This window comes from Streptomyces sp. NRRL S-337 (assembly GCF_000720175.1).
In the GTDB taxonomy this organism is placed as follows: Bacteria; Actinomycetota; Actinomycetes; order Streptomycetales; family Streptomycetaceae; genus Streptomyces; species Streptomyces siderophoricus.
In genome coordinates this window covers 182,541-207,408 of the sequence record NZ_JOIX01000004.1, presented here as the reverse complement: position 1 = coordinate 207,408, position 24,868 = coordinate 182,541, and the positions used below count along the sequence as shown (strand labels likewise).

The 24,868-nt window shown below is 70.0% G+C and carries 23 protein-coding genes and 2 tRNA genes; 11 read left to right on the top strand and 14 right to left on the bottom strand.

The window, feature by feature from the left end; genetic code table 11:
* Positions 1 to 377: 377 nt before the first annotated feature.
* Together IG62_RS0106105 and IG62_RS0106095 are read right to left on the bottom strand one after the other, a co-directional pair.
* Entirely contained in the window at positions 378 to 1,838 is a 1,461-nt protein-coding gene (locus tag IG62_RS0106105) for a DUF2252 domain-containing protein (protein WP_030798443.1), read from the bottom strand.
* 338 nt (positions 1,839 to 2,176) lie between these two features.
* Positions 2,177 to 3,556, bottom strand: a complete 1,380-nt coding sequence (locus IG62_RS0106095) for a membrane protein (protein WP_030798441.1) — start codon at positions 3,554 to 3,556, stop codon at positions 2,177 to 2,179.
* 133 nt (positions 3,557 to 3,689) lie between these two features.
* On the opposite strand from IG62_RS0106095, the gene IG62_RS0106090 reads away from it, so the two are divergent.
* The gene (locus tag IG62_RS0106090) at positions 3,690 to 4,124 is read left to right on the top strand and encodes a MarR family winged helix-turn-helix transcriptional regulator (protein ID WP_030798440.1); all 435 of its coding nucleotides are present in this window, start codon (positions 3,690 to 3,692) and stop codon (positions 4,122 to 4,124) included.
* Positions 4,125 to 4,370: 246 nt separating this feature from the next.
* Here IG62_RS0106090 and IG62_RS0106085 read toward each other — a convergent pair whose 3' ends face one another.
* Positions 4,371 to 4,733 (bottom strand): winged helix-turn-helix transcriptional regulator, encoded by a 363-nt coding sequence (locus IG62_RS0106085; protein ID WP_030798438.1) that lies wholly within the window; start codon positions 4,731 to 4,733, stop codon positions 4,371 to 4,373.
* A 222-nt stretch (positions 4,734 to 4,955) separates the two neighbouring features.
* On the opposite strand from IG62_RS0106085, the gene IG62_RS0106080 reads away from it, so the two are divergent.
* The gene (locus tag IG62_RS0106080; RefSeq protein WP_030798436.1) at positions 4,956 to 5,606 is read left to right on the top strand and encodes an FMN-dependent NADH-azoreductase; all 651 of its coding nucleotides are present in this window, start codon (positions 4,956 to 4,958) and stop codon (positions 5,604 to 5,606) included.
* Positions 5,607 to 5,804: 198 nt separating this feature from the next.
* Here IG62_RS0106080 and IG62_RS0106075 read toward each other — a convergent pair whose 3' ends face one another.
* Both IG62_RS0106075 and IG62_RS0106070 read right to left on the bottom strand, forming a co-directional pair.
* Positions 5,805 to 7,046 carry an MFS transporter gene (locus tag IG62_RS0106075; RefSeq protein ID WP_078871845.1) on the bottom strand — a complete coding sequence of 414 codons (1,242 nt, stop codon included), beginning with the start codon at positions 7,044 to 7,046 and terminating at the stop codon, positions 5,805 to 5,807.
* A 3-nt stretch (positions 7,047 to 7,049) separates the two neighbouring features.
* Positions 7,050 to 7,133 (bottom strand) — tRNA-Leu (locus IG62_RS0106070).
* A 656-nt stretch (positions 7,134 to 7,789) separates the two neighbouring features.
* On the opposite strand from IG62_RS0106070, the gene IG62_RS0106065 reads away from it, so the two are divergent.
* The 6 genes from IG62_RS0106065 to pknB all read left to right on the top strand — a co-directional run bounded on the left by IG62_RS0106065 (position 7,790) and on the right by pknB (position 15,869).
* A complete protein-coding gene (locus IG62_RS0106065; RefSeq protein WP_030798434.1) occupies positions 7,790 to 8,623 on the top strand; it encodes an FhaA domain-containing protein in 834 nt (277 codons plus the stop codon).
* A gap of 10 nt (positions 8,624 to 8,633) precedes the next feature.
* Positions 8,634 to 9,167: an FHA domain-containing protein FhaB/FipA gene (locus IG62_RS0106060; RefSeq protein ID WP_030798432.1), complete on the top strand. Its 534-nt coding sequence runs from the start codon at positions 8,634 to 8,636 to the stop codon at positions 9,165 to 9,167.
* Positions 9,168 to 9,299: 132 nt separating this feature from the next.
* Positions 9,300 to 10,853 (top strand): PP2C family protein-serine/threonine phosphatase, encoded by a 1,554-nt coding sequence (locus IG62_RS0106055; protein ID WP_051797683.1) that lies wholly within the window; start codon positions 9,300 to 9,302, stop codon positions 10,851 to 10,853.
* 22 nt (positions 10,854 to 10,875) lie between these two features.
* A complete protein-coding gene (locus IG62_RS0106050; protein ID WP_030412304.1) occupies positions 10,876 to 12,273 on the top strand; it encodes an FtsW/RodA/SpoVE family cell cycle protein in 1,398 nt (465 codons plus the stop codon).
* On the top strand, positions 12,270 to 13,739 hold the full coding sequence (locus tag IG62_RS0106045) for a peptidoglycan D,D-transpeptidase FtsI family protein (RefSeq protein WP_030798428.1): 1,470 nt from the start codon (positions 12,270 to 12,272) through the stop codon (positions 13,737 to 13,739). The genes IG62_RS0106050 and IG62_RS0106045 overlap by 4 nt, the downstream gene beginning before the upstream one ends.
* A gap of 147 nt (positions 13,740 to 13,886) precedes the next feature.
* Positions 13,887 to 15,869, top strand: coding sequence for a Stk1 family PASTA domain-containing Ser/Thr kinase (gene pknB / locus IG62_RS0106040; protein ID WP_030798426.1), 1,983 nt, complete (start codon positions 13,887 to 13,889; stop codon positions 15,867 to 15,869).
* Positions 15,870 to 15,970: 101 nt separating this feature from the next.
* On the opposite strand, the gene IG62_RS0106035 is transcribed toward pknB, so the two are convergent.
* The 6 genes from IG62_RS0106035 to IG62_RS0106010 form a co-directional block, all read right to left on the bottom strand.
* Positions 15,971 to 16,711, bottom strand: a complete 741-nt coding sequence (locus IG62_RS0106035; protein ID WP_030798424.1) for a class E sortase — start codon at positions 16,709 to 16,711, stop codon at positions 15,971 to 15,973.
* 22 nt (positions 16,712 to 16,733) lie between these two features.
* A complete protein-coding gene (locus IG62_RS0106030) occupies positions 16,734 to 18,230 on the bottom strand; it encodes a class E sortase (RefSeq protein ID WP_030798422.1) in 1,497 nt (498 codons plus the stop codon).
* Positions 18,227 to 18,865, bottom strand: a complete 639-nt coding sequence (locus IG62_RS0106025; RefSeq protein WP_030412299.1) for an aminodeoxychorismate/anthranilate synthase component II — start codon at positions 18,863 to 18,865, stop codon at positions 18,227 to 18,229. The genes IG62_RS0106030 and IG62_RS0106025 overlap by 4 nt, the downstream gene beginning before the upstream one ends.
* Entirely contained in the window at positions 18,865 to 19,038 is a 174-nt protein-coding gene (locus tag IG62_RS47700) for a hypothetical protein (RefSeq protein ID WP_030412298.1), read from the bottom strand. The genes IG62_RS0106025 and IG62_RS47700 overlap by 1 nt, the downstream gene beginning before the upstream one ends.
* Before the next feature lie 81 nt (positions 19,039 to 19,119).
* Positions 19,120 to 19,842 (bottom strand): class E sortase, encoded by a 723-nt coding sequence (locus IG62_RS0106015; RefSeq protein WP_030798420.1) that lies wholly within the window; start codon positions 19,840 to 19,842, stop codon positions 19,120 to 19,122.
* A gap of 34 nt (positions 19,843 to 19,876) precedes the next feature.
* The gene (locus tag IG62_RS0106010) at positions 19,877 to 20,647 is read right to left on the bottom strand and encodes a DUF881 domain-containing protein (protein WP_030798418.1); all 771 of its coding nucleotides are present in this window, start codon (positions 20,645 to 20,647) and stop codon (positions 19,877 to 19,879) included.
* Between the two features lie 121 nt (positions 20,648 to 20,768).
* Here IG62_RS0106010 and crgA point away from each other — a divergent pair, with 121 nt between their 5' ends.
* Entirely contained in the window at positions 20,769 to 21,023 is a 255-nt protein-coding gene (gene crgA, locus IG62_RS0106005) for a cell division protein CrgA (RefSeq protein WP_030412295.1), read from the top strand.
* A gap of 236 nt (positions 21,024 to 21,259) precedes the next feature.
* On the opposite strand, the gene IG62_RS0106000 is transcribed toward crgA, so the two are convergent.
* Both IG62_RS0106000 and IG62_RS0105995 read right to left on the bottom strand, forming a co-directional pair.
* Entirely contained in the window at positions 21,260 to 22,177 is a 918-nt protein-coding gene (locus tag IG62_RS0106000) for a rhomboid family intramembrane serine protease (RefSeq protein WP_030798416.1), read from the bottom strand.
* 202 nt (positions 22,178 to 22,379) lie between these two features.
* The gene (locus IG62_RS0105995) at positions 22,380 to 22,907 is read right to left on the bottom strand and encodes a peptidylprolyl isomerase (RefSeq protein WP_030798415.1); all 528 of its coding nucleotides are present in this window, start codon (positions 22,905 to 22,907) and stop codon (positions 22,380 to 22,382) included.
* A 299-nt stretch (positions 22,908 to 23,206) separates the two neighbouring features.
* On the opposite strand from IG62_RS0105995, the gene IG62_RS0105990 reads away from it, so the two are divergent.
* Positions 23,207 to 23,932, top strand: coding sequence for a DUF5324 family protein (locus IG62_RS0105990; RefSeq protein WP_030798412.1), 726 nt, complete (start codon positions 23,207 to 23,209; stop codon positions 23,930 to 23,932).
* A gap of 183 nt (positions 23,933 to 24,115) precedes the next feature.
* Here the strand turns inward: IG62_RS0105990 and IG62_RS0105985 are convergent.
* Positions 24,116 to 24,188, bottom strand: a tRNA-Ala gene (locus IG62_RS0105985).
* Positions 24,189 to 24,315: 127 nt separating this feature from the next.
* On the opposite strand from IG62_RS0105985, the gene IG62_RS0105980 reads away from it, so the two are divergent.
* Positions 24,316 to 24,864, top strand: a complete 549-nt coding sequence (locus IG62_RS0105980) for a helix-turn-helix domain-containing protein (RefSeq protein ID WP_030798406.1) — start codon at positions 24,316 to 24,318, stop codon at positions 24,862 to 24,864.
* Positions 24,865 to 24,868: the final 4 nt, after the last annotated feature.

Here is a 24,868-nt window from a genome sequence, read left to right as displayed (position 1 = left end):
CCACCGCCCACCACCTACCGCCTCACCCACCCCACACCACCTACCGCCCACCACCCCCGCTCACCGCTCACCGGCTACCGCCACCACCCACCCACCACCGCTGACCACCCACCGCCTCACCCACCCCTACCGACCGCCGCCTCCCGGCCAGCGCCACAACCAGCGCCACATCCAACGGTCGGTACTCGTCGGCCGGCACGTCGGTCGGCACCCGTCGGTCGGCGCAGGTCATCGGGCGTCGACAGAGGCCACCGTCGATCGGCATAGCCACCCTCAATCAGGGAGGCCCTCGTCGGTCGCCAGGGGCGAGCCCCCGACGAGGCCTGACAGTCACGGCCAGGTGTGATCCGCTGTGGTGCGGCCGAGATCGGTCGAGCTCATACCCCCATTTCTGCCGCTATGCGGCCGTTCTTCACTGCCGTGGTCAGTCCCGTGTGGTCCGCTTCCGTGCGGTCTGCGTAGGCGACGGCGAACTTCGCTATGGCCTCGTCAAGTTCCTCGCTCTTGCCGCAGTAGCCGGCCACCAGGCGTGGGTCCGCGCTGTGGGCGTGGGCTCGGGCCAGGAGGGCGCCGGTCATCCGGGCGTAGTCGTCCAGCTGGTCGCCGGTCAGCTGGGCCGGGTCGACGCTGCCCTTACGGTTTCTGAACTGGCGGACTTGGAAGGGAAGTCCGGCGGCCGAATCGCCCGTCCTCTGGGCGGGGGTAGTGGAGCGGGTGCCTCCTCCGGCGGCCTGGGGTATGTCCTGCACGGTCGTCCAGCCGAGCAGGATGTCGCTGACGACCTGCATCCTCCGCTGGCCGAGCACCACCCGACGGCCTTCGTGCGTCACCGCCGGGGTGGGGAAGCCGGCCTTCTCCACATACCGTGCCAGCGCCGAGCTGCGGGCCTCCTTCACCTGCAGGACCAGCGGCTCGCCCCGGTGATCCAGCAGCAGCACCACGTACGACCGCAATCCCACACTGCCCGTGCCGACCACTCGGAAGGCCACGTCGTGCACCGCGTACCGGGCCAGCAGGGGCAGCCGGTCCTCGGGGAGGGTGTCCAGGTAGCTGGTGAGGGAGGCGGCCACGGCTGCCGCTTCGGCGTCCGGCACCCGGCGCAGCACCGGTGGCGCGTCCACGAACCGACGGCCTCCGTCCTCCGTCCGCTCGGTCGACTTCGCCGCGAACCGCGCGCTGGTGTTCTTCCGCGCCTTGGCCGACACCCGCTCCAACGTCCCCAGCAGGTCCCGGGCGTCGGTGTGCGAGACCAACTCCTCATCGGCGATCGCGTTCCACGCCTCGGTCACCGGCAGCTTCGCCAGCAGCCGCATCGTGCGTCGGTACGCGCCCGCCGCGTCCTGGGCAGCCTTGCGGCACTCGTCCTCAGCCGCACCCGCTTCCCGGCCCGCCAGGACCATCGACGTGGCGAGCCGCTTCACGTCCCACTCCCACGGGCCGTACAGGGTCTCGTCGAAGTCGTTGAGGTCGATGACGAGGCCGCCACGGGCGTCGCCGTAGAGCCCGAAGTTGGCGGCGTGGGCGTCACCGCAGATCTGGGCGCCGATACCGGTCACCGGGTCGGCCGTCAGGTCGTACGCCATCAGGCCCGCGGAGCCGCGGAGAAAGGCGAACGGGCTCGCGGCCATCCGGCCGACCCGTATGGGCGTCAGGTCGGTAAGCCGTCCGGCGTTGGATTCCTCCACCGCCGCTACCGCGTCCGGGCGTTCGGCCACGCTCGACAGTGCGGACTGCGCGGCACGGGGCAGTCGCTCCCGCAACGCCCGGCCGGCCGCCTTGGGCGACGGGCCCTGGGCATCGACCTTGGCAAACCCTGGTACGTACGGCACACGCGTCATGCGGGCCACCTCCCCCTTCAGGACCTTCACGGTTGCGGCGACTTCGACGACATGCACCAGGTCGGTGGGATCGGCGAATTGTCTGTCATTGGGCACTACTTACCGGCCGCCGGACGGGACTGCTCCCGGCCTGCCGACGTGCAATGACGTTACCGACGTCGCGTCATCGCGCGCAGGGCCTGTGGATAACTCTGCGTATCCGCTGGTCGTTGAGGGGGAGGGAGGGGGAAGGAGAGGTCAGCGGTCAGTCGGTCAGGCGGTCAAGCTGCCAAGCGGTCAAGCCGCAGCGCGCCAGGTCCTTTAGGGGCTGGCCCTCGAAGTGGTAAGTCAGCGGCCCGCTAGACACCCACCGCCTCCTCCATTTCTTCCTCCGTGGTCTCGTCCGCCGCGGTCGCGGTGCCGGGTGCCGCCGCCCCCACCACCCGCTGCGGCCTCGGCTCCGGCACCGTTGCCGCCACCGCGGCCGCCGCCACCGCCGCCGCATTGGCCGCCGTCTCCGCCTCCGCGGCCCGCCGGCGTCGCTCGGCCAGCCCCGCCAGACCCACCATCAGCGCACCGACGAGCAGCCAGCCGACCAGCGTCCAAACGTGCCCGGACAGGTCGTAACCGTCGAAGTAGACGTGACTGCGGAGGCCCTCGACGAAGCCGGCACCGTTCCAGAAGGAGTGCAGCGCGGCGAAGAAGCCGTTCTGCATCTCGGGCCGGAAAATCCCGCCGGACGACGTGAAGTTGAGCATCACGAAGAGGGCCATCACACCCAGCGTCGTCCACCGCTTGAGGAAGGTGTGCAGGCCGGTACCGATCAGCAGAACGCCGGCGGAGTACAGCCACGCCATGCCCCAAAGGCCCCACAGCCCGTGGTCGACGAGGTGGAACACCGGGCCCGCGAACGCCGTGCCGATGAGGCTGACCACGACGGACGTGCCGATCGCCAACGCGGCCCGCAACCGGAGCGGCAGCACGGCGCCGGCACCGCCGATCACCGCGACCGAGGCGTACGAACCGATGCTGATCGCGACCAGCAGGAAGAAGATGCCCTGCCCGGTCGGATCGCCCTCGGCGGGCGGTGCGACGTCCGTGACCTTCAGCGGGGCGCCTTGCCGGGCGGCGAGGGGAGTGAAGATCTTCTGCACGACGGAGGCGCTGGTGTCGGAACCGGCAGTGGCGACGAGCAGTTCGGGAGCCCCCGGCCCGCCCGCCTCTCCGCCCGCCTCTCCGCGCGCCTCTCCGCGCGTCTGTCCGCGCGTCTGTCCTTGCGGGCGCTCCAGCGTCTGACCTTGCGTGCGCTCCTGCGCCTGGGCCTGCGTGTGCTCCTGCGTCTGTCCCTGCGGCCGCTCCTGCGGCTGGGGCTTCGCGGTCGCGTTCATCACGTACGCGCCGAAGATGTCCTGGTGCTTCAGCTGCTCGACCGCGTTCGCGCGATGGGGGACCGTACGCGCCTCGAGGTCGCCGCCCAACTTGTCGTTGATCGACTGGGCGAGCAGCTGTGCACTACGGCTCGATCCGACGATCGCGACCGGCAGGTGGTGGGGTGCGGGATGCGCGAACGCGCCCAGGTAGGCGAGCCCCATGCCGATGCACATCAGCAGGGGCGTGACCAGGTGCGCCAGGACATGGCGGAGCCCGGCCACGTGGGCGGCGGGGTGGCCGGCGGGTGCCGCCCGGTGGCCGCCTTGGGGCGCACTGCGGTGGTGGTCGGGACGTCGGACCGTACTCATGGGGCGAGCCTTCTCAGCTGAGGGGTTCTGTCGCTGGCCCGCGGCGGACCGCGTGCGGGCAGCCGGCAATGGTTGGCAAATACAACTCATGCTTTACGTTGTACTCTACAACTACATCTACGAAAGGCAACCCGTGCCCCACCGCGATGACTCCGTCGAGACCATCCAGCAGGAGATGACCGCCTTCGCCCGGCGGGCCCGCGCAACCGCCGCCCGGATGCATCCCGAGCTGTCGCTGGTCTCCTACACCCTGCTTGCGCACCTCGATGACCAGCGCGGATGCCGCGCGACGGACCTCGCGGCGCACTACTTCCTGGACAAGTCCACGGTCAGCCGGCAGATCGCCGCCCTGGAGAAGCTCGGTTTCGTCGAGCGCCGCGTCGACCCGGACGACCACCGCGTCCAGGTGCTCCACCCCACCGAGAAGGGCGCCCAGGTGCTCGCCAACGTCACCGCCAGCCGCCGGCAGGCCTTCCACGAGCGCCTGGCCGACTGGGACGAGGCCGACCTCGACCGCTTCGCCACGTACCTACGGCGCTACAACGCGGCCCAGGAGCGACTGGGGTAACTGGGGTAACTGGGGTAACTGAGGCAACTGGAGTGACCCACCAGGACAGAGACCAGGGGCAGATTCCCAAGGTCAGAGACCCAGTCAGAGGCCCCGGCCAGAGGCCCAGGACACACCCCGGAGCAAGGAGCCAAGACAACACAGCAAGACAGGACTGAGCCAAGACAGGTCGTGGCAGGCCATCGCAGGCCAAGACCGGCCACGGCAGGCAAGGCAAAGAATCCAGAGACGAAGGCCCCCGAACACCTACCTCCGGAACCGCTCAGGGCACTGCCCGCCGTCCGCCAGGTATGTCTCCGCCCAGCGTCCCAGCTCCTTGAGGGCGGGGTCCATCGCGAGGCCGGCCTCCGTGAGCCGGTACGAGACACGCAGCGGAGGACCCGCGTCCACTTCGCGGACGATCAGGCCGACCCCCGCCAGCTCCATCAGGCGGTCGGAGAGCATCCGCTCACTGATGCCGGGGATCGCCCGCCGCAGGTCGGCGAAGTGCACCGGACCGGACATCAAGGTGGCGACGATCAGCCCCGTCCAGCGCTTCCCGAACAGCTCGAAGACGCGCGCCATGCCGTCGTCGACCTGCTTACACGTCGCCTCGCTGTGGTCCGCCATACACCCAGCGTACCGCCCTCTCGTTGGCTACTGCAGAAAAGTAAGCTCCTGTGCTATGAATAGTGACGTACGGAATTCAACCAGCTAGCCAAACGTTGGTCATTCCGTGCTCAACCAGGCGCAGCACCGCAGTGCCCGCTGCCCCCTGGGGAGCTGAACCGGGGCCGAGCCCCTGTGAGGCCACTGACCCGCCAGACGGCACCAACCGAAGGACCGATTCCCATGGCCACGCTTCTGCTCATCGACTCGTCCGTCTCCCCCGAGGGCGTCTCCGCCTCCCGCTCGGTCACCGCGACCTTCCGCAAGACCTGGGAGGAGCAGCACCCCGAGGGCACCGTCATCCACCACGACCTGGCCGCCGACCCGCTGCCGCACCTCGACGGCGTCGCCGCCTCCGCCGCGTTCTCCGACCCGGCCTCCCACACCCCCGAGCAGCAGGCCGCGTTCGCCGTGCGGGTCAAGCTCGCCGAGGAGCTGGAGCAGGCCGACGCGGTCGTCATTGCCGCGCCGATGTACAACTTCACGATCCCCTCCACGCTCAAGGCGTGGCTCGACCAGGTGATCATCATGGGCCGTACCGCGGGTGAGGCGCCGTCCGCCAAGGGGACGCCCGTCACGGTCGTCGCCAGCCGTGGCGGCTCGTACGCGCCGGGCACGCCCCGTGAGGGCATGGAGTACGTGCAGAACTACCTGGAGGCCGTGCTGGGCGGCGCCATGGGGCTGGACGTCGAGTTCATCGTCCCCGAGCTGACCATGGCACCCGTCAACCCGGCGATGGCCGACCTGGTGCCGCTGTACGAGACCTCCCGCGACAAGGCCCACGAAGACGCCGCGGCCAAGGCCAAGGCCCTCGTCGCGCGCCTCGCCGCCTGAGAGCGGGAGCCGGGCCCGACTCTCGGGTCAAGCCCCCAGAACCCCTGACGGGACCCCCAGCCGCGGGCTCCGGGCAAGCCGCAGAGCCCGGAACCCGCGGCGGGTCTCGCCAACGAAAGAGCCCCTCTACGGAGCCCCCCGGCCCCCCTACACCCCACACCTCTCCCGCCCCGGCACCCCGGCCCCTTCCTGGGCCCTTCACCGTCCCCTTCCCGGCCCCTTCCCCACCCCCGCCGTCACCAACGCGCCCGCCGCCAGTGCGCCGCCCAGCCACATCACGCCGGTCGGCCCCCAACTGTCCGCGGCCCGGCCGCCCAGGAAGGCGCCCAGGGCGATGGCCCCGTTGAACACCGCCACGAACAGCGCGGAGGCGGCCTCCCGCGCCCCGGGTGCCGCCGCCATCAGCCACGTCTGGGTGCTGACCGAGACACCCCCGTAGGACAGGCCCCATACGGCCAACAGGCCCCCCACGGCCATCAGCGCCGCCGGCCCGGACACCCCGGTGCCCCGCCCCACCAGCGGCACCAGCGGCACCAGCAGGACCGTCCCGGCAAGCACCCCGCAGATCACCACCAACGTCACGCGCGGGGACCGCGCCGCCCCGGCCCCCGCCCCGAAGTTCCCGGCCAGCCCGGCGAGGCCGAAGGCCAGCAACAGTGTGCTGATCTGCCCCGGCTGCACACCGGCCACGTCCTCCAGCACCGGCCGCACATACGTGTACGCCGCGAAATGGCCCGTCACCAGGAGCGTCACCAGCACCAGTCCGGTCCGTACGGGCGCACCGCGCAGCAGCCCGAGCACCCCGGCGAGGCGGACCGCGGCGGGCTCCGGAAGCGGTGGCAGCAGGACGGCCAGCGCGAGCGCCACCACCGCGCACACCGCGGCCATCCCCATGAACGCCGCGCGCCAGCCGCCCCATTCGCCCAGAGAGGTACCGGCCGGGACCCCCAGTACCGAGGCTGCCGCGACCCCGCTGAAGACCAGGGACGTGGCTGCCGCGACGCGGTGCGCGGGCACCAGCCGCACCGCGAGCCCCGCCGCAATCGCCCACACCCCGCCCATCCCCAACCCCACCAGCACCCGGGCCACCAGCAGCACCGCGATGTTCGGGGCGTACACGGCAAGCAGGTTCGCCGCCGTCAGCGTGGCCATCAGGGCGGCCAGCACTGCCCGCCGGTCCCGCCGCCCCACCATCAGCGTCAGAACCGGCGCAGCCACCGCGGCCACCAGACCGGTCACGGTCAGCGTCAGCCCCGCCGTACGAACTCCCGTCGGCCGTGACGCAGCCCACACAAGCCACCCCCGGCCCTCGCCGAGCCCCCACCCAGCGCCCGTCCTCACCGGGAAGGTGACCGAGGCAACAATGTGAGGAAGGCAACGTGCACAGGAACAACGAAAGACCCCCGGCCGCCGGATTTCTCCGGAGACCGGGGGTCTCATCTGTGCGCGAGGGGGGAGTTGAACCCCCACGCCCTTTCGGGCACTGGAACCTGAATCCAGCGCGTCTGCCTATTCCGCCACCCGCGCATGGGTGCTGCCGGTTGATTCTCTCACGCGATCCGGGTTGTTCTGTCCGGGTCTTGTGCGAGCGCCTGCCGACATCCAGAACATTAGCACGCTGGCTGGGGTGGGTTCACACGCCTTTCCCCGGGCCCCTCCCCGCCCGGGTCTGCTGGGACCTGGGCGGGGTCCCCGGCCCGTGCAGCGCCGTACAAGGGCATGCGGTGCCAAGGAACGACGGACGGAACCAGGACGACGGCCGGAACCACGGGACGACGGACGGGACCGCGAGGTGACGTGCGGCACCGCGAGGTGACATCGAGGTGACATGCAGCACCGCAAAGGGGACGTGCGGGGCGGTGTGGTGACGGACGGAACCGCGAGGTGGCGTGCGGAGCCCCGTGCCGGGCAGGGTGTCCGGGGCCCTGTCCGACCGCGGCCCCGGCCGCCCGGAGTGGTCGGCGGTTGCGGGACACTGTCATCGGGGCACATCTACGATCGCAGTGCACGAGCAGCGGGCAAGGAGCGGACAGGCACCGGGCAACCCTGTGAGAGGCGACACTCGTCCTCAAGGCGGGAAAGGGGAACCAGCCGATTTCCCAAGGCGTGGATACGATCAGTAAGCAGTATCAGGACCACCCGATCAGGACGACACCGACGAAGACTGAGGAAGGAGGTGCCCCGTGGGAGTACTGAAGCGTTTCGAGCAGCGTCTCGAAGGTCTCGTCAACGGCACCTTCGCCAAGGTGTTCAAGTCCGAGGTGCAGCCCGTCGAGATCGCCGGTGCGCTGCAGCGCGAGTGCGACAACAACGCCACCATCTGGAACCGCGACCGCACGGTCGTCCCCAATGACTTCATCGTCGAACTGAGCGCCCCCGACTACGAGCGGCTGAGCCCGTACAGCGGGCAGCTCGGCGACGAGCTGTCGAGCATGGTCCGCGACTACGCGAAGCAGCAGCGCTACACCTTCATGGGGTCGATCAAGGTCCACCTGGAGAAGGCCGACGATCTCGACACCGGCCTGTACCGCGTGCGCAGCCGCACCCTCGCCTCCAGCACGTCCCAGGAGAACCCGGGCCAGGCGGCCGCCCAGCGCGCCTCGGCGATCCCGCAGGGCCCGCGGCCCGGCGCCGGCCACGTGAGCCCGCCCCCCATGCCTTCGTCCCCGCCCCCCGGCGGCGCACAGCCCGTACCCCGTACGGCACCGCCCGGTGCAGGACCGCAGCCGCACGCGCAGACCCGGCGCTGGATCGAGATCAACGGCACCCGCCACCAGATCTCGCGCCCCACGCTCGTGCTGGGCCGCAGCACCGACGCTGACGTACGGATCGACGACCCGGGTGTCTCCCGGCGTCACTGTGAGATCCGGGTCGGAACGCCCCCCACGATCCAGGATCTGGGTTCTACCAACGGCATCGTGGTAGACGGGCAGCACACCACCCGCGCTAGTCTCCGCGACGGCTCGCGGATCGTCGTGGGCAGTACCACCATCGTTTACCGGCAAGCCGAAGGGTGAAGCGGGGGCAATGTCAGAGCTGACCCTCACGGTCATGCGGTTGGGTTTCCTCGCCGTACTGTGGCTGTTCGTCATCGTGGCCGTTCAGGTCATCCGCAGCGATCTGTTCGGCACCCGCGTGACCCAGCGCGGGGCCGCCCGGCGCGGCGGGCAGGAAGCCCGTACGCAGCGCCAGGCCGCGCCGCCGCAGCAGCAGCAACAACAGCGCCGCCAGGAAGGCGGCCGCGGCGGCAACCGCCAGCGCCGCGGAGCGCCCACGAAGCTCGTGGTCTCCGAGGGTTCGCTGACCGGCACCACCGTCGCCCTCCAAGGCCAGACGATCTCCCTGGGCCGTGCGCACGACTCCACGATCGTGCTGGACGACGACTACGCGTCCAGCAGGCATGCCAGGATCTACCCGGACCGTGACGGCCAGTGGATCGTCGAGGACCTCGGTTCCACCAACGGCACGTACCTGGACCGGACCCGACTGACGACCCCGACACCGATTCCCCTGGGAGCCCCGATCCGCATCGGCAAGACCGTCATCGAGCTGCGGAAGTAGTACGACAATGAGCGAGCGGAGCGAGCGAGCCGCGGCGGTCCACTCGGCGGACCCGGGCGTGCTCCCGACCGGAGGGTGGGCTGTGTGGCCAGGCGAGACCGGCTGTACCCCGAGCCGACGGGTGAGGTGCGCATGAGTCTGTCACTGCGCTTCGCCGCCGGATCGCACAAGGGCATGATCCGCGAGGGCAACGAGGACTCCGGCTACGCCGGGCCGCGGCTGCTCGCCATCGCGGACGGCATGGGCGGCCAGGCCGCCGGTGAGGTCGCCTCCTCCGAGGTGATCTCCACGCTCGTCCAGCTCGACGACGACGTTCCCGGGTCGGACATCCTGACCTCGCTCGGCAGTGCCGTACAGCGCGCCAACGAGCAGCTGCGGGTGATGGTCGAGGAGGACCCCCAGCTCGAAGGCATGGGCACGACGCTGACCGCGCTGCTGTGGACCGGCCAGCGGCTCGGCCTGGTGCACGTCGGCGACTCCCGCGCGTATCTGCTGCGGGACGGTGTGCTGACCCAGATCACGCAGGACCACACCTGGGTGCAGCGGCTGGTCGACGAGGGCCGGATCACCGAGGAGGAGGCCACCACCCATCCGCAGCGGTCGCTGCTGATGCGGGCGCTGGGCAGCGGTGATCACGTCGAGCCCGACCTGTCGATCCGCGAGGTGCGGGCCGGCGACCGCTATCTGATCTGCTCGGACGGGCTGTCCGGCGTCGTCAGCCACCAGACGCTGGAAGAGACGCTGGCCGGCTACCACGGGCCGCACGAGACGGTGCAGGAGCTGATCCAGCTCGCGCTGCGCGGCGGCGGCCCGGACAACATCACGTGCATCGTCGCCGACGTCCTGGACGTGGACGGCAACGACACCATGGCCGGGCAGCTCAACGACACCCCGGTGATCGTCGGTGCCGTCGCGGAGAACCAGAACCAGCTCAACGACCCCAGCACGCTCCAGACGCCGGCCGCCCGCGCCGCCGAGCTCGGCCGCCCGGGCGGGCAGCCGTCCGCGCCCGGTGGTGCCTTCGGGCCGCCCGGGAGCGGCGACCTGGACGTCGGTGGTCCGGCGCAGGGCTCCTTCGGCGCGTTCATGGACGAGGACTTCGTCAAGCCCAAGCGCGGGCGGTGGCTCAAGCGGTCGCTGTTCGGCGTGCTGGCGCTGGCCGTCGTCGGCGGCGGGCTCTACGCGGGCTACCGCTGGACGCAGACCCAGTACTTCGTCGGCGCCAAGGACGACCACGTCGCGCTGTACCGCGGCATCAGCCAGGACCTCGCCTGGTTCAAGCTCAATGCCGTGGACGAGGACCACCCCGAGATCGAACTCAAGTACCTGCCGCTGTACCAGCGCAACCAGGTCAAGCAGACGATCGCGGTCGACAGCCGCATGCAGGGCGGCGACAAGGTCACCGAGCTGAGCAAGCAGGCCAACGCCTGCCGCAGCAAGGAGCAGCGGGAGGCCGCCGAGCACGAAGCGGCGCGCAACAAGGGCAAGGGCCAGGCGGGCACACCCGCCAAGCCCGGTTCCAAGCCCGGAACGCCGACCAAGCCCGGTACGCCGACCACCAAGCCCGGCACCGGTACGGCGGGGGCGCTGTCGGCGCCCGCGTCCGCGACTCCCACACCCACTCCCAGCCAGGCCCCCTCCGAGGAGCAGCAGAAGCTGGAAAAGAATTGCAGCACCCAGCAGTAGGGCGTAGGGGGCCGTACATCTCATGAGCAGTACCACCAACACCACCACCATCGGCACGATCGGAGCCCCGAGCCGCCGCAACACCGAGCTGGCGATGCTCGTCTTCGCCGTGCTCATCCCGGTGTTCGCGTACATCAACGTCGGGCTGGCCAAGGAAGAGGCCGTGCCCGCCGGCGTGCTCGGCTACACGCTGGGCCTCGGCCTGCTGGCCGGTGTCGCCCACCTCGTCGTACGCAAGTGGGCGCCGTACGCGGACCCGCTGATGCTGCCGATCGCCACGCTCCTGAACGGTCTGGGCCTGGTGTTCATCTGGCGCCTGGACCAGGAGCCGCAGATCAGCACCCCGCAGCTGGGCGGTGCGATGGCGCCGGGGCAGCTGATGTGGTCGACGCTGGGTGTCGCGCTCTTCCTCGGCGTGCTGATCTTCCTCAAGGACCACCGCGTCCTGCAGCGCTACACCTACATCTCGATGGTGGTCGCGCTGGTGCTGCTGATCGCGCCGATCTTCTTCCCGGCCCGTTTCGGCGCGCGCATCTGGATCACCATCCCCGGTGTCGGTTCACTGCAGCCGGGGGAGTTCGCCAAGATCATCATCGCGATCTTCTTCGCGGGCTACCTCATGGTGAAGCGGGACGCGCTGGCGCTGGCCAGCCGCCGCTTCATGGGCCTGTACCTCCCGCGCGGCCGCGACCTCGGCCCGATCCTCGTGATCTGGGCGCTCAGCCTGATGATCCTGGTCTTCGAGACGGACCTGGGTACCTCGCTGCTGTTCTTCGGCCTCTTCGTGATCATGCTGTACGTCGCCACCGAGCGCACCAGCTGGATCGTCTTCGGCCTGCTGCTCAGCGCGGGCGGCGCGGTCGCCGTGGCCACGTTCGAGTCCCACGTCCAGGTGCGCGTGCACAACTGGCTGAACCCGCTGGAGCTGCTCAACGGCGGTGTCACCGAGACCGCGCAGGCGATGTACTCCTTCGGCTCCGGCGGCATCCTCGGCTCGGGCCTGGGCCAGGGCTACTCCCGGCTCATCGGCGGTATCGCCCCCAAGAGCGACTACATCCTCGCCACGGTCGGCGAGGAGATCGGCCTGGCCGGCCTGATGGCGATCCTGCTGCTGTACGGCCTGCTGATCGAGCGCGGTATCCGTACGGCGCTGGCCGCCCGCGACCCCTTCGGCAAGCTGCTGTCGATCGGCCTGTCCGGCGCCTTCGCGCTGCAGGTCTTCGTCGTCGCCGGCGGTGTGACCGGCCTCATCCCGCTGACCGGTATGACGATGCCGTTCCTGGCCCAGGGTGGTTCCTCCGTCATCGCCAACTGGGCGCTGGTGGCCATCCTGCTGCGCATCAGCGACACCGCGCGCCGCCCGGCACCGACCCCCGCACCGTCCACCGACGCCGAGATGACCCAGGTGGTCCGCCCGTGAACAAGCCCCTGCGCCGGGTCGCGATCTTCTGCGGCCTGCTCGTCCTCGCCCTGCTGGTCCGTGTCAACTGGGTGCAGTTCGTCAAGGGCGACGAACTCAAGAACGACCCGCACAACCGCCGGGTCGCGATCGAGCGCTACAGCACGCCGCGCGGCAACATCATCGTCGACGGCAAGGCGGTCACCGGCTCGACGACCACCGACAGCGGTGACTTCAAGTACAAGCGCACGTACAAGAACGGCAAGATGTGGGCGCCGGTCACCGGTTACGCCTCGCAGGCGTTCGACGCCAACCAGCTGGAGAAGCTCAACGACGGCATCCTCACCGGCACCGACGACCGGCTCTTCTTCAGCCGCACGGTGGACATGTTCACCGGCAGCAAGCAGAAGGGCGGCAACGTGGTGACCACGCTGGACGCCAAGGCCCAGAAGGCCGCCTTCGACGGGCTCGGCAACAGCAAGGGCGCGGTCGCCGCGATCAACCCGGAGACCGGCGCGATCCTGGCGCTGGCCAGCACCCCGTCGTACGACCCGTCCACCTTCGCCGGGATGAGCGACAAGGACGCCAAGGCGTACAACGGGCTGCAGAAGAAGAACAACCCCGACGAGCCGATGCTCAACCGGGCCCTGCGCCAGACCTACCCCCCGGGCTCCACCTTCAAGGTCGTCACGGCCTCGGCGGCGCTGGAGAACGGGCTCTACACCGACGTCGACGCGAAGACCGACTCGCCGGTGCCGTACACGCTGCCCGACACCGCCGGTCTCCCGCTGAAGAACGAGGGCTCCATCCAGTGTGAGAACGTCAGCCTGCGCGAAGCCCTGCGCCTGTCGTGCAACACGGTCTTCGGCAAGATCAGCGCTGATCTCGGCAACAAGAAGATGAAGGCCGAGGCGGAGAAGTTCGGCTTCAACAACGCCAAGATCGACACCCCGGTCCGGGCCGCGGAGAGCATCTTCCCCAAGGACAACCGGCCGCAGAACGCGATGGCGGGCATCGGCCAGGCCTCCAACCGGGCCACCCCGCTGCAGATGGCGATGGTCGCCTCGGCGGTCGCCAACGGCGGCAAGCTGATGAAGCCGTACATGGTCGAGTCGCTGGTCGCGCCGAACCTCAACGTGGTCCAGCAGCACACGCCGCAGGAGATGAGCCGGCCGCTGAGCCCGGAGAACGCCCAGAAGGTCCAGAGCATCATGGAGACCGTGGTCAAGGAGGGCACGGGAACCAACGCGCAGATCCCGAACGTCACAGTCGGGGGTAAGACGGGTACCGCCCAGCACGGCGAGAACAACAAGGACAACCCGTACGCCTGGTTCATCTCCTACGCGAAGACCGACAAGGGCACCCCCGTCGCGGTCGCCGTGGTCATCGAGGGATCCGACACCCTGCGCAACGACATCGCGGGTGGAAAGCTCGCCGCTCCGATCGCCAAGCGCGTCATGGAAGCGGTGCTCGAAGGCGAGAAGTGACCCGGGCCATGCCAATACCGGTCGCATATCAGGTTGCGGCTCCGGCCCGGTCCGGTAGGGCGTGCCGGGTACGGTAGCCCGGACAGCACACCGCCGGACCACACACACGGGTGCGGTCGGGACTGACGGAGAGGGCTGGAGAAGCTTATGGAAGAGCCGCGTCGCCTCGGCGGCCGGTACGAGCTGGGCTCGGTGCTCGGCCGCGGTGGCATGGCCGAGGTGTACCTCGCGCATGACACCCGCCTGGGCCGCACCGTGGCTGTGAAGACGCTGCGGGTGGACCTCGCCCGTGACCCGTCCTTCCAGGCCCGGTTCCGCCGTGAGGCCCAGTCGGCCGCCTCGCTGAACCATCCGTCGATCGTCGCGGTCTACGACACCGGCGAGGACTACGTCGACGGTGTCTCGATTCCGTACATCGTCATGGAGTACGTCGACGGATCGACGCTGCGTGAGCTGCTGCACTCCGGAAGAAAGCTGCTGCCCGAGCGCTCGCTGGAGATGACCATCGGGGTCCTCCAGGCGCTGGAGTACTCCCACCGGGCCGGGATCGTCCACCGCGACATCAAGCCGGCCAACGTCATGCTGACGCGCACCGGCCAGGTCAAGGTCATGGACTTCGGCATCGCCCGCGCGATGGGCGACGCCGGCATGACGATGACGCAGACCGCTGCGGTCATCGGCACCGCGCAGTACCTCTCGCCCGAGCAGGCCAAGGGCGAGCAGGTCGACGCCCGCTCCGACCTGTACTCCACCGGCTGCCTGCTGTACGAGCTGCTGACCGTGCGACCGCCGTTCGTCGGTGACTCGCCGGTCGCGGTGGCGTACCAGCACGTCCGCGAGGAGCCGCAGAAGCCGAGCAACTTCGACCCCGAGATCACGCCGGAGATGGACGCGATCGTCCTGAAGGCGCTGGTCAAGGACCCGGACTACCGCTACCAGTCGGCGGACGAGATGCGCGCCGACATCGAGGCGGCGCTGGAGGGCCAGCCGGTCGCGGCGGCCTCGGCGATGGGCGCGGTCGGTTACGACCAGGACCAGCCCACGACGATGCTGCGGGCGCAGGACCCGGCGGGCCAGACCACGATGCTCCCGCCGATGAACCCGGACGACGGCGGCTACGGCTACGACGAGCGGGCCGACCGGCGCCGCGGCGGCGGCCAGAAGAAGAGCAACGTCTCGACGATCCTGCTGGTCCTGGCCGCGGTGCTGGTCCTGGTCGGGGCGATCTTCATCGGCAAGGCGATGTTCACCGGCAACAAGCAGAACGCCAAGTTCGCCGCCCCGAACCTCGTCGGCAGGTCGCTGAGGGAAGCCAAGCAGTCCGGGGTGAACAGCTCCTTCAAGGTCGAATCGGGCGGCCGCAAGCCCTGCACCAACGTCAAGAAGAACCAGGTGACCTCCCAGTCCCCGGAGGCCGGCACCCAGATCGCCAAGAACGACACGATCACGGTGACGATCTGCGCCGGGGCGGCCAAGGTGCCGGTCCCCGACGTCAAGAGCCTGCAGTTCGAGGAAGCCGAGAGGGAGCTCCACAACAAGGGCTTCGACAACGTCAAGCGGGTCGATGAGGAGTCCGACCGTACGGCGGGCACCGTCATCAGGCAGAACCCTGACGGGCAGAGCAAGGCGACCAAGGACACCGAGATCACCCTCACCGTCGCCAAGGCGAGCCCGAAGGTCGGCGTCCCGGACGTCAAGGGCCAGGACGCGGCGGCGGCCGAGAAGCAGCTGAAGGACCTCGGCTTCCAGGTCACCAAGACCGAGCAGGACGCCCCCGACCCGAGCCAGGTCGGCAAGGTGATCGACCAGACCCCGGCCGGCAACACCCCGGCCAAGAGCGGCTCCACGGTCAACCTGGTGATCGGCAAGGCAGCCGCGCAGACGCCGGTGCCGGAGGTGCGGACCCAGAAGCTGAAGGACGCGAAGAAGGCGCTGCAGCAGGCCGGCTTCACCAACATCCAGATCAACGGGCCGCAGGACGACAACGCCCGGGTGATCAACCAGGACCCCGCGGGGAACACCCCGTCCGACCCGAAGTCGACCACCGTGACGCTGACCACCATCGCTGGCGGTGGCGGGGACAACGGCGGCGACAACGGCGGCGGATTCATAGGCGGACCGTTCGGCTGACCCCAGCAGCACCACGACGGAGCCCCGGCAGCCCTTGGAGGGCGGCCGGGGCTTCGTCGTTGCCGGGTGGGCGGTACACGGCCGTGACGGGCCCTGTGCGGCTAGCGCAGTTCCTTCGGCGGAGTGCGGTCCGCGTCGACCTTTTCCGTGCGTTCCAGCTCGCCCCAGACGATGTAGCGGTAGGTCGAGGTGTAGACGGGGGTGCAGGTCGTGAGGGTGATGTAGCGGCCGGCCTGGTGCTTGCCGGACTCCTTGGGGACCTTGTTGAGGACGTCGACGTTGTACTTCGTGGTCTCGGGCAGGACCGCGAAGACCTTGTAGATGAACCAGGTGTCCTTGGTCTCGAAGACGACCGGGTCGCCGTCCTTGAGCTTGTCGATGTTGTGGAACTTCGCGCCGTGGCCGTCGCGGTGCGCGGCGAGGGTGAAATTGCCCTTCTTGTCCTGCGGCAGCGCCGACTTGACCGGCTTGGTGTAGTAGCCGGCCACGCCCTCGTTGAGGACCTCGGTGCTGGTGCCCTTCTTGACCAGCACCTCGCCGTTGTCCATCGCGGGGACGTGCAGGAAGCCGATGCCGTCCTTGGTGTCCAGCGCCCCGGGCCCCTTGGGGCCGCTGCTGGCCCAGTGCCGGCGCACCTGGTCGCTCTGCTGGTGCGCCTCGCGGTCGGCGAGGACGTTGGTCCACCACAGCGAGTACGCGACGAACAGGCCCAGGATCAGGCCGGTAGTGATCAGCAGTTCACCGATGACGCTGACGACGGACGCGATGGTCCGGCGCACCCGGCGCGGTGGCGAGGGCGGCGCGGACCGGTCGCTCTCTTCGTCGGTTCCGGTTGCAGTCACCGCGTAGCACCCCTCTTGTTTTCTAGCCGCCGAGCGCTTCCGGTTTGCCCTTGCTCCGCGGCCGCTCGTCGACCATCTTGCCCCAGACGATCAACCGAAAGGTACTGGTGAATTCCGGGGTGCAGGTCGTCAGGGTGATGTAGCGGCCGGGCTTGGTGAAGCCCGAACCGGGCGGTACGGGCGTGATCACGCTGGTGTTGCTGGGCGACGTCTGTGGGAGCACGCTCTCCATCTCGTACGTGTAGTACGCGGCCTTCGTCTCGACGATGACCTTGTCGCCCTTGACGAGCCGGTTGATGTAGCGGAACGGCTCGCCGTGGGTGTTGCGGTGGGCCGCGACCGCGAAGTTGCCCTTCTTGTCCCAGGGCATCGCGGTCTTGATCCCGCTGCTCTTGTCGTAGTGCCCGATCATGCCGTGGTCCAGCACGGAGTGCTTGTCGGTGCCCTCCGCTATCGGCGCCTTCACATCGAGCTTGGGGATGTACATGATCCCGAAGCGCTCGCCGACGGCGAGGTTCTTCTTCTCCGCGCCGCCCTTGTTCCACTCGTGCTCGAGGTTGGTGGCGGCACCGCCGGCTTCCTCCTCGGCCCGCACGTTCGTCCACCACAGCTGGTAGGTGACGAAGAGCAGCATCAGCACGCCGAGGGTGATGAACGCCTCGCCCAGGGCGCGGCTGGCGATCAGGCTGGGGCTGTCCTTCGCGGCACGGGCGGCCTTGCGGGCTTCCACACGGGAGAGGGGGCGCGCCGATTCGGAGGCCGTGGCAGCGGCGGCGGGGGCAGCGCCGCTGTGACGGCCGCGCCGGCCGCCTCTCCTGGCGGCCTCCTGAGCGGCCTTACGGCGGGCCGCGCGACCGCCGGGCACGGGTGTCTCTTCCGCGGCCGACCCGGACGCCGCGGCCGTGGTTTCACGTGAAACACCGGCACCTGTTTCACGTGAAACGGCGTCGGTTTCACGTGAAACGGCGTCCCGGCCGGCCGGCCTGGCCTTTTCCGCCTGGCGCAGGGCCATGGTCTCGTCGTCCCGGCGCGGCATCGCGGCGGGAGCGGCCGGGGCCGGGGCGGGGACGGGCGCCGCCGGGGGCGGGGCTACGGTCTGCGGCCCGGGTATCGGTTCGGGCGCGGCGGGGGCGGGGCCGCGACCGCCGGACCGGGTGCGGGGGCCGTACGCCTGGCCGTAGGCGGCGGGGTCCGGGCCGTAGGACTGCGGCGTCGCCGGGTCGGGCCGGGGCGGGGCCGGGGGCTGTGGCTGCTGGTGGGGGCGGAACCAGGGCGAGGACGGCCCCTCGTCGGCCGGTGGGGCCGCATGGCGCCGCCGGCGGCCGGTGCCGGGCGGCGGCGCATCCTGGCCCGGCAGGGGGTCGTTCAGCGGGTCACTGAGCCGGCCCACCGCCGCCTCGAACGCATCGGGCTGCCCGAGCAGGTCCGGGGGCCCGTACGGGTCCTGCGGCGCGTACGGCTGTTCCGGCCCGTGCGGCTCGTAGGATCTCCCTTCACGCTCGGGGCGTAGGTCGGTCACGCGCCGGCCTTGCCGACCACCGGGGCGAGCCCCGTCGAGCGCTCCACTGCTCCTGCGTCGCCGCATTCGACGAGCCAGTTGGCCAGCATCCGGTGCCCCCACTCCGTCAGCACCGACTCGGGGTGGAACTGCACCCCCTCCACCGGGAGTTGGCGGTGCCGCAGGCCCATGATGATGCCGTCGTGCGTGCGGGCCGTGACCTCCAGCGCGTCCGGGACGGTGGCGGGTTCGGCGGCCAGCGAGTGGTAGCGGGTCGCGGTGAACGGCGAGGGCAGTCCGGCGAAGACGCCCTTGCCGCCGTGCTCGACGAGGGAGGTCTTGCCGTGCAGCAGCTCGGGCGCCCGGTCCACCACTCCGCCGTAGGCCACCGCCATCGACTGCATGCCCAGGCAGACGCCGAAGACCGGGACCCCGGTGTCCGCGCAGTGCCGGACCATGTCGACGCAGACGCCGGCCTGCTCGGGTGTACCGGGGCCGGGCGAGAGCAGGACGCCGTCGAAGCCGTCCTGGGCGTGCCGGGGCGCGACCTCGTCGTTGCGCAGCACCTCACACTCGGCGCCGAGCTGGTAGAGGTACTGGACGAGGTTGAAGACGAAGCTGTCGTAGTTGTCGACGACGAGAATCCGTGCGGTCATCAGAGGGCAGCCATCCCTTCGTCGACAGTGACGTCATTGAAGGGCAGTAGCGGCTCCGCCCACGGAAAGACGTACTGGAAGAGTACGAAGACGACCGCCAGTACGAGCACCACGGAAATCAGCGCCTTGACCCATGTGTTGCCCGGCAGATGCCGCCAGATCCAGCCGTACATGCTGTCGCTGTCCCCTTGCCGATGCCGATGACGATGTCGATTGCGACACCAGAGTAAGGGGCGAGGGCGGGGGCGGGTGGGTCAGCCGGTCAAAGCCGACGGCCTTCCCTGGGCGACGGGTTGGGTGGCATCGAGGTGGGCCCAGGCGATCAGCCGGTGGCTGTGACCCCACTCCGGTTCGCAGGTGGTCAGCGTGAGGTAGCGGCCCGGGCCGTTGAAGCCGGACTTCCGCGGCACCGGGTCGATCACGCCGATGTCGCCCGGCAGCGTCGTGTAGGGGCGGTTGTCGATGCGGTAGGTGAACCAGGTCGTGCCGTCGGTCAGGACCACGGCGTCCCCGGGCCGCAGCTCGGGGAAGTCCTTGAACGGGTCGCCGTACGTGCGGCGGTGGCCGGCGACGGCGAAGTTGCCGAGGCCGCCGAGGCGCGCGGTGCGGGCGTAGTGGCCGAGGCCGCGCTGGAGGGTGCCGGTCGCGGTGCCTTCCAGGACCGGCTTGGCCCAGTCGGCGCCGAAGCGCGGGACGTACATCACGGCGAAGGAGTCGCCCGACCGGTAACGGCGGGGCGGCGGAGCCGGGGTGGGGCTCTTCCCGGGCGGCGGCGTGCGGTCGGGGGCGGCCGCCGCTCCGGACGACCACCGGTCGTGGAGCTTGCCGATCTCGCCGTCCATGGCGCTGTCGGCCCGTACGCCGGTCCAGAAGAGCAGGTAGACCACGAAGAGGACGATCAGTGCGCCGGCGGTGAGGCAGATCTCGCTGAGCGTCCGTACGATCCATCGCGCCGCCGTCCGGCTCCGCAGTGTCATCCGGCCCGCCCTCCCGCCGGCCCGCGGGCACGGCTTACGGCTTCACAGGCTGTGCGTAGTGGAGATCCACTGTGCCGGAGTAGCCGGGCAGAGTCACCGCCTCGCGCTGGTCGACCTTCCAGCCCAGGCCGTAGGCGTTGACGTACTGCAGGTAGTTCTGGATGGCGGGGGAGGCGGTCAGCGCGTTGTTGAGCGCCTCGCGGTCGCCGACCGCGGTGATCTTGTACGGCGGGGAGTAGACCCGCCCCTGGAGGATCAGGGTGTTGCCCACGCAGCGCACCGCGCTGGTGGAGATCAGCCGCTGGTCCATGACCTTGATGCCCTTGGCGCCACCGTGCCACAGGGCGTTGACCACGGCCTGCAGGTCCTGCTGATGGATGACCAGGTCGTTGGGCTGCGGCTCGGGGACCCCGGGGATCTTGGCGGTGGCGTTCGGCGGGGCGTCCATGAGCGTGACCGTCACGCCCTGTCCGGACACCTGCTTGGTGCCGGCGCTCTTCTCCAGCGCCCGGAGCTTGGCGTCCTCGGCGGCGGAGCTGCCGTTGTCGCGACGGGCGAGGGCGTCGACCTCCCCGCGCAGGGTGGCGTTGCGGTCGTCCTGGACGCCGTTCTTGTGGCTGCGTTCCTGGATGAGGTCGGAGAGGCGCAACATGGAGTCGTCGGAGCGCAGATTGGTGCCCCGCGCGGTGTCGAAGCTCAGCCAGAACAGCAGCCCGGCGAGGGCGAAGACCACGAGGGTCAGCAGCCGGACGGGCCGCAGACGGGCACGGCGGGGAAGGCCGGAGGGGTCGGCGGGATTGCTCAACGTACCCTTACTCCTTACGACGCCGCGGAAGCACTACGCTAACGGACGCCCGGGAAAGGAATCCGACCCCACCGCGTCCGCGCCCGGCGCACCCCGCAGCGCATCGACAGGAGAGTTCCTCGTGCCGAAGTCACGGATCCGCAAGAAGGACGATTTCACGCCGCCGCCGGCGAAGACCACCAACCTGAAGATGAACTCCGGTCGGGGTTGGGTGGCGCCTGTGATGCTGGCGATGTTCTTGATCGGTCTTGTGTGGATCGTGCTGTTCTACGTGTCCGAGGGCGATCTGCCGATCGCGGCCATGGGCAACTGGAACATCGTCTGTGGTTTCGGCTTCATCGCGGTGGGCTTCGGCGTATCCACTCAGTGGAAGTAGCGCAAGCCCTGCCCAAGGCCATCCACACGGTTATCCACAGCCGGGGAAAACTTCAGAAGATCTGTGGATAACCCTCCGGTGGTTGACGCCGGTGTGATCGGCCGGGCCCTCCGGTCCGGCCGCTCCCTCCCCGGCTCTTCCTGCGGAAACACAGGTCAGAGCCATCCGGAAGCAGAGTTCCGCACAGCTTGCACAAGATCGGCCACGCATTGTGGACAACGTGTGGGGACGACCCCTCAGCCCAGCAGCTGGAGGGTCCGTACCCACACCACCGCGGCGATCGCCAGCACCGCCACCGCACACGTCACCAGATGCACCGCGTTCCGGCGGTCGCGCGGTGCGTGCACCATCCCGAACGCCACCGCGGCGCCCACGATCAGCCCGCCGACGTGCGCCTGCCACGCGATGTGCGGCCACAGGAACGTGAAGCCCAGGTTGAGGGCGAGCAGGATCAGTACCGGCTTCAGGTCGTAGTTCAGCCGGCGCATCAGCACCGCGGTCGCCCCCAGCAGGCCGAAGATCGCGCCGGACGCCCCCAGCGAGGGCTGGTTCTGGGCGGCGAGGAGGTACGACAGCGCGCTGCCGCCCAGACCGGAGAGCAGGTACAGCGCGGTGAACCGCAGCCGGCCGAGCGCCGCCTCCAGCGGCGGGCCCAGCCACCACAGCGAGAGCATGTTGAACGCGATGTGCGCGACCTGCTGGTGCAGGAACATCGCGGTCAGCAGGCGGTACCACTCGCCCTCGGCGACCCCGACGAGCTGGAGGCGGGCCGGGTCGAAGGCCCGACCCAGCAGGTCGAGCCGGTCGGGCAGCGGGCTCGTCTGGCCGCCGGTGGCCAGCACGGCCACGAACACCGCGGCGTTCAGTCCCAGAAGGATCTTGGTGACCAGTCGCCGGTCGGCCGCGACCGCGCCGCCCGCGAGCGTGCGCGGGGCCGTCGCCTTCGGGGAATGGCCGGTGCCGCTGCCGCCGCGTACGCAGTCCGGGCACTGGAAACCCACCGAGGCGCTGACCATGCACTCGGGGCAGATCGGGCGGTCGCAGCGGGTACAGCGGATGCCGCTCGGGCGGTCCGGATGGCGGTAGCAGCCGGGCAGGCCGTCATCTCCCCGCGCGTCCTGCGGTTCCTGCGGGCTGCCTGGCACCTGGTCCATCGGTCCCCTCGTCCTCTTCCACGTCCGCCGGGCGGCATCGAAACACGGGCATCACCACACAGCGCCCCGCCCGCCCGTCGCCCGACCACCGCCCCGGACGTGCTGCGCGCCCCGCTTGATTTACGTCCAGGCGGGGCGCAATGGTTCCCCGGACGGCACCGGGGCGCAACGGTTCCCGGGCCGCGCCCGGGCGCACCGCGGGTCAGCGGGTCTCGACGACCACCGACTCGATCACCACGTCCTTGACCGGACGGTCGGTGCGCGGGTTGGTCTGGGTGGTGGCGATGGCGTCCACCACCTTCTTGCTCGCCTCGTTGCTGACCTCACCGAAGATGGTGTGCTTGCCGGTCAGCCAGGCGGTCGGGGAGACCGTGACGAAGAACTGGGAGCCGTTGGTGCCCGGGCCGGCGTTGGCCATGGCCAGCAGGTACGGCTTGTCGAAGGCCAGGTCGGGGTGGAACTCGTCGGCGAACTCGTAGCCCGGACCGCCGGTGCCGTTGCCCAGCGGGTCGCCGCCCTGGATCATGAAGCCGCTGATCACCCGGTGGAAGACGGTGCCGTCGTACAGCGGAGCGGTGGTCTTCTCCCCGGTCTCCGGGTTCGTCCACTCCCGCTCACCCTTGGCGAGCTCGACGAAGTTCTTGACCGTCTTGGGTGCGTGGTTCGGCAGGAGCCGAATCTCGATGTCGCCCTGGTTCGTCTTCAGGGTGGCGTACAGCTGCTCAGCCACGATCAACCTTCCATGAGTCTTTGCTGACGGGCCCCCGATCCTCGCACGAAGTCCCCCTCCCGTCGCCGGACCACCACCCCTTACCGGGCTTCGCACTGATTTCGGGCGCGGCAGGCGGCAAAGCGTGGCATCGTCGTCCACAGAGCTCCGGAAGTGTCCGGTATTGACCCGTATGCCACCTCGCGCATGCCGTATGTCGCGCGAGCGGGCATGATCTTCCAACGGGTGGACAGGCGACATAGCAGACAAGGGGAACCGACCCCCCGAGCTCCGGACACGCCACCGAGGAGGAGGATCCCGTGACCCGCAAGGACAGCGTGCGCACCGCGACCAGTTCGGCCAGGGACAGCGTGCGGCACGCCGCGGAGGCGGTGGCTCCGTATGCCGGTACGGCCAAGGACGCCGCCGTGCACTACGCGCACGAGGCCCGTACACGCATGGCCCCCAAGGTGGCCGAGGCCGCCCACCAGGCCGCCCATCAGGCCCGTGTGCAGTACGACGCCCATCTGCATCCGCGTATCGAGCACGCCCGCGGCGCCCTGCCGCCCAAGGTGGACGCGGCGGCGAACCGGGCGGCGCGCCGGACCCGCAAGGCGGCCCGCCAGGCCGCCGACTACACCGCGCCCCGGCTGGAACACGCCGTGAGCAGTGCCCGCGCCGCGACCGATCCGGTACGTGAGGAAGCCGTGAACCGCGGTACCGCCGCGCTCGCCGCACTGCGCGGCCAGGTGACCGCCAAGGAGATCGCCAGGCTGCAGAAGAAGCACCGCCGCCGCGCCCGGCGGGGCAAGGCCGTCAAGCGCTTCGCGGTGCTCGGCATCCTGGCCGCCGGTGCGGTCGCCGCATGGAAGTGGTGGGACAAGCAGGCCAACCCCGACTGGCTGGTCGAGCCGCCGGCCCCCACCGAGGTCGGCGACCGCGGCCGGCTGAGCGCGGTCGACGGCAGCGAGGGTGCCGCGCTCGATCCAGAGGTGCAGGCCAAACAGGAAGAGGCCGATGAGCGAGGTGGCGGCAGCACGGCCTGACGCCGGGCACCGCCACAGCACACCGGGCCGCGTCCCCACCCCGTCCGCGGGGTGGCGGGCGCGGCCCGTTCGCCTGCCGTTGTCCGCAGCCCCGCACGGGGGCACGGTGATGGCCCGTCAGTCCCCGGCGCAGCAAAAAGCCCTTCTGACCAGCGGTGACGCCGACCGGAAGGGCTTGGGGAGTGGAGCCTAGGGGAGTCGAACCCCTGACATCTGCCATGCAAAGACAGCGCTCTACCAACTGAGCTAAGGCCCCTTCGCGCACCAGGGTACCCGGTGTCCGGGCGCTTTCCCGACCGGGTATCGCCGCACACCGTCGCTCTCCGTAGGATGCTTCGCGAGATTCGCGGCAGCGAAGCGATCGGGGAGACAGGGGACACGGTATGGACGCAGCACAGCAGGAAGCCAGCGCGCGGGCCCGGGAGCTGCAGCGCAGTTGGTACGGGGAGCCTCTGGGCGCGCTGTTCCGCCGACTCATCGACGACCTCGGTCTCAACCAGGCCCGGCTCGCCGCCGTGCTCGGGCTCTCGGCCCCGATGCTCTCCCAGCTGATGAGCGGGCAGCGGGCGAAGATAGGCAACCCGGCCGTGGTGCAGCGGGTCCAGGCGCTGCAGGAGCTGTCGGGCCAGGTCGCGGACGGCAGCGTCAGCGCCGCCGAGGCCACCGACCGCATGGAAGAGATCAAGAAGACGGCCGGCGGCTCGGTGCTGAACAACACCACCCAGCAGACGTCGTCGACGGGGGCGACCACGGTCCGCCGGGTGGTCCGCGAGATCCAGTCGCTGCTGCGCTCGGTCTCCGACGCCGGGGACATCATCGATGCGGCGAACACCCTCGCCCCCACTCACCCCGAACTGGCAGAGTTCCTCCGGGTCTACGGTGCCGGTCGCACCGCGGACGCGGTCGCCCACTACGAGGCGCACCAGAGTTAGCCAC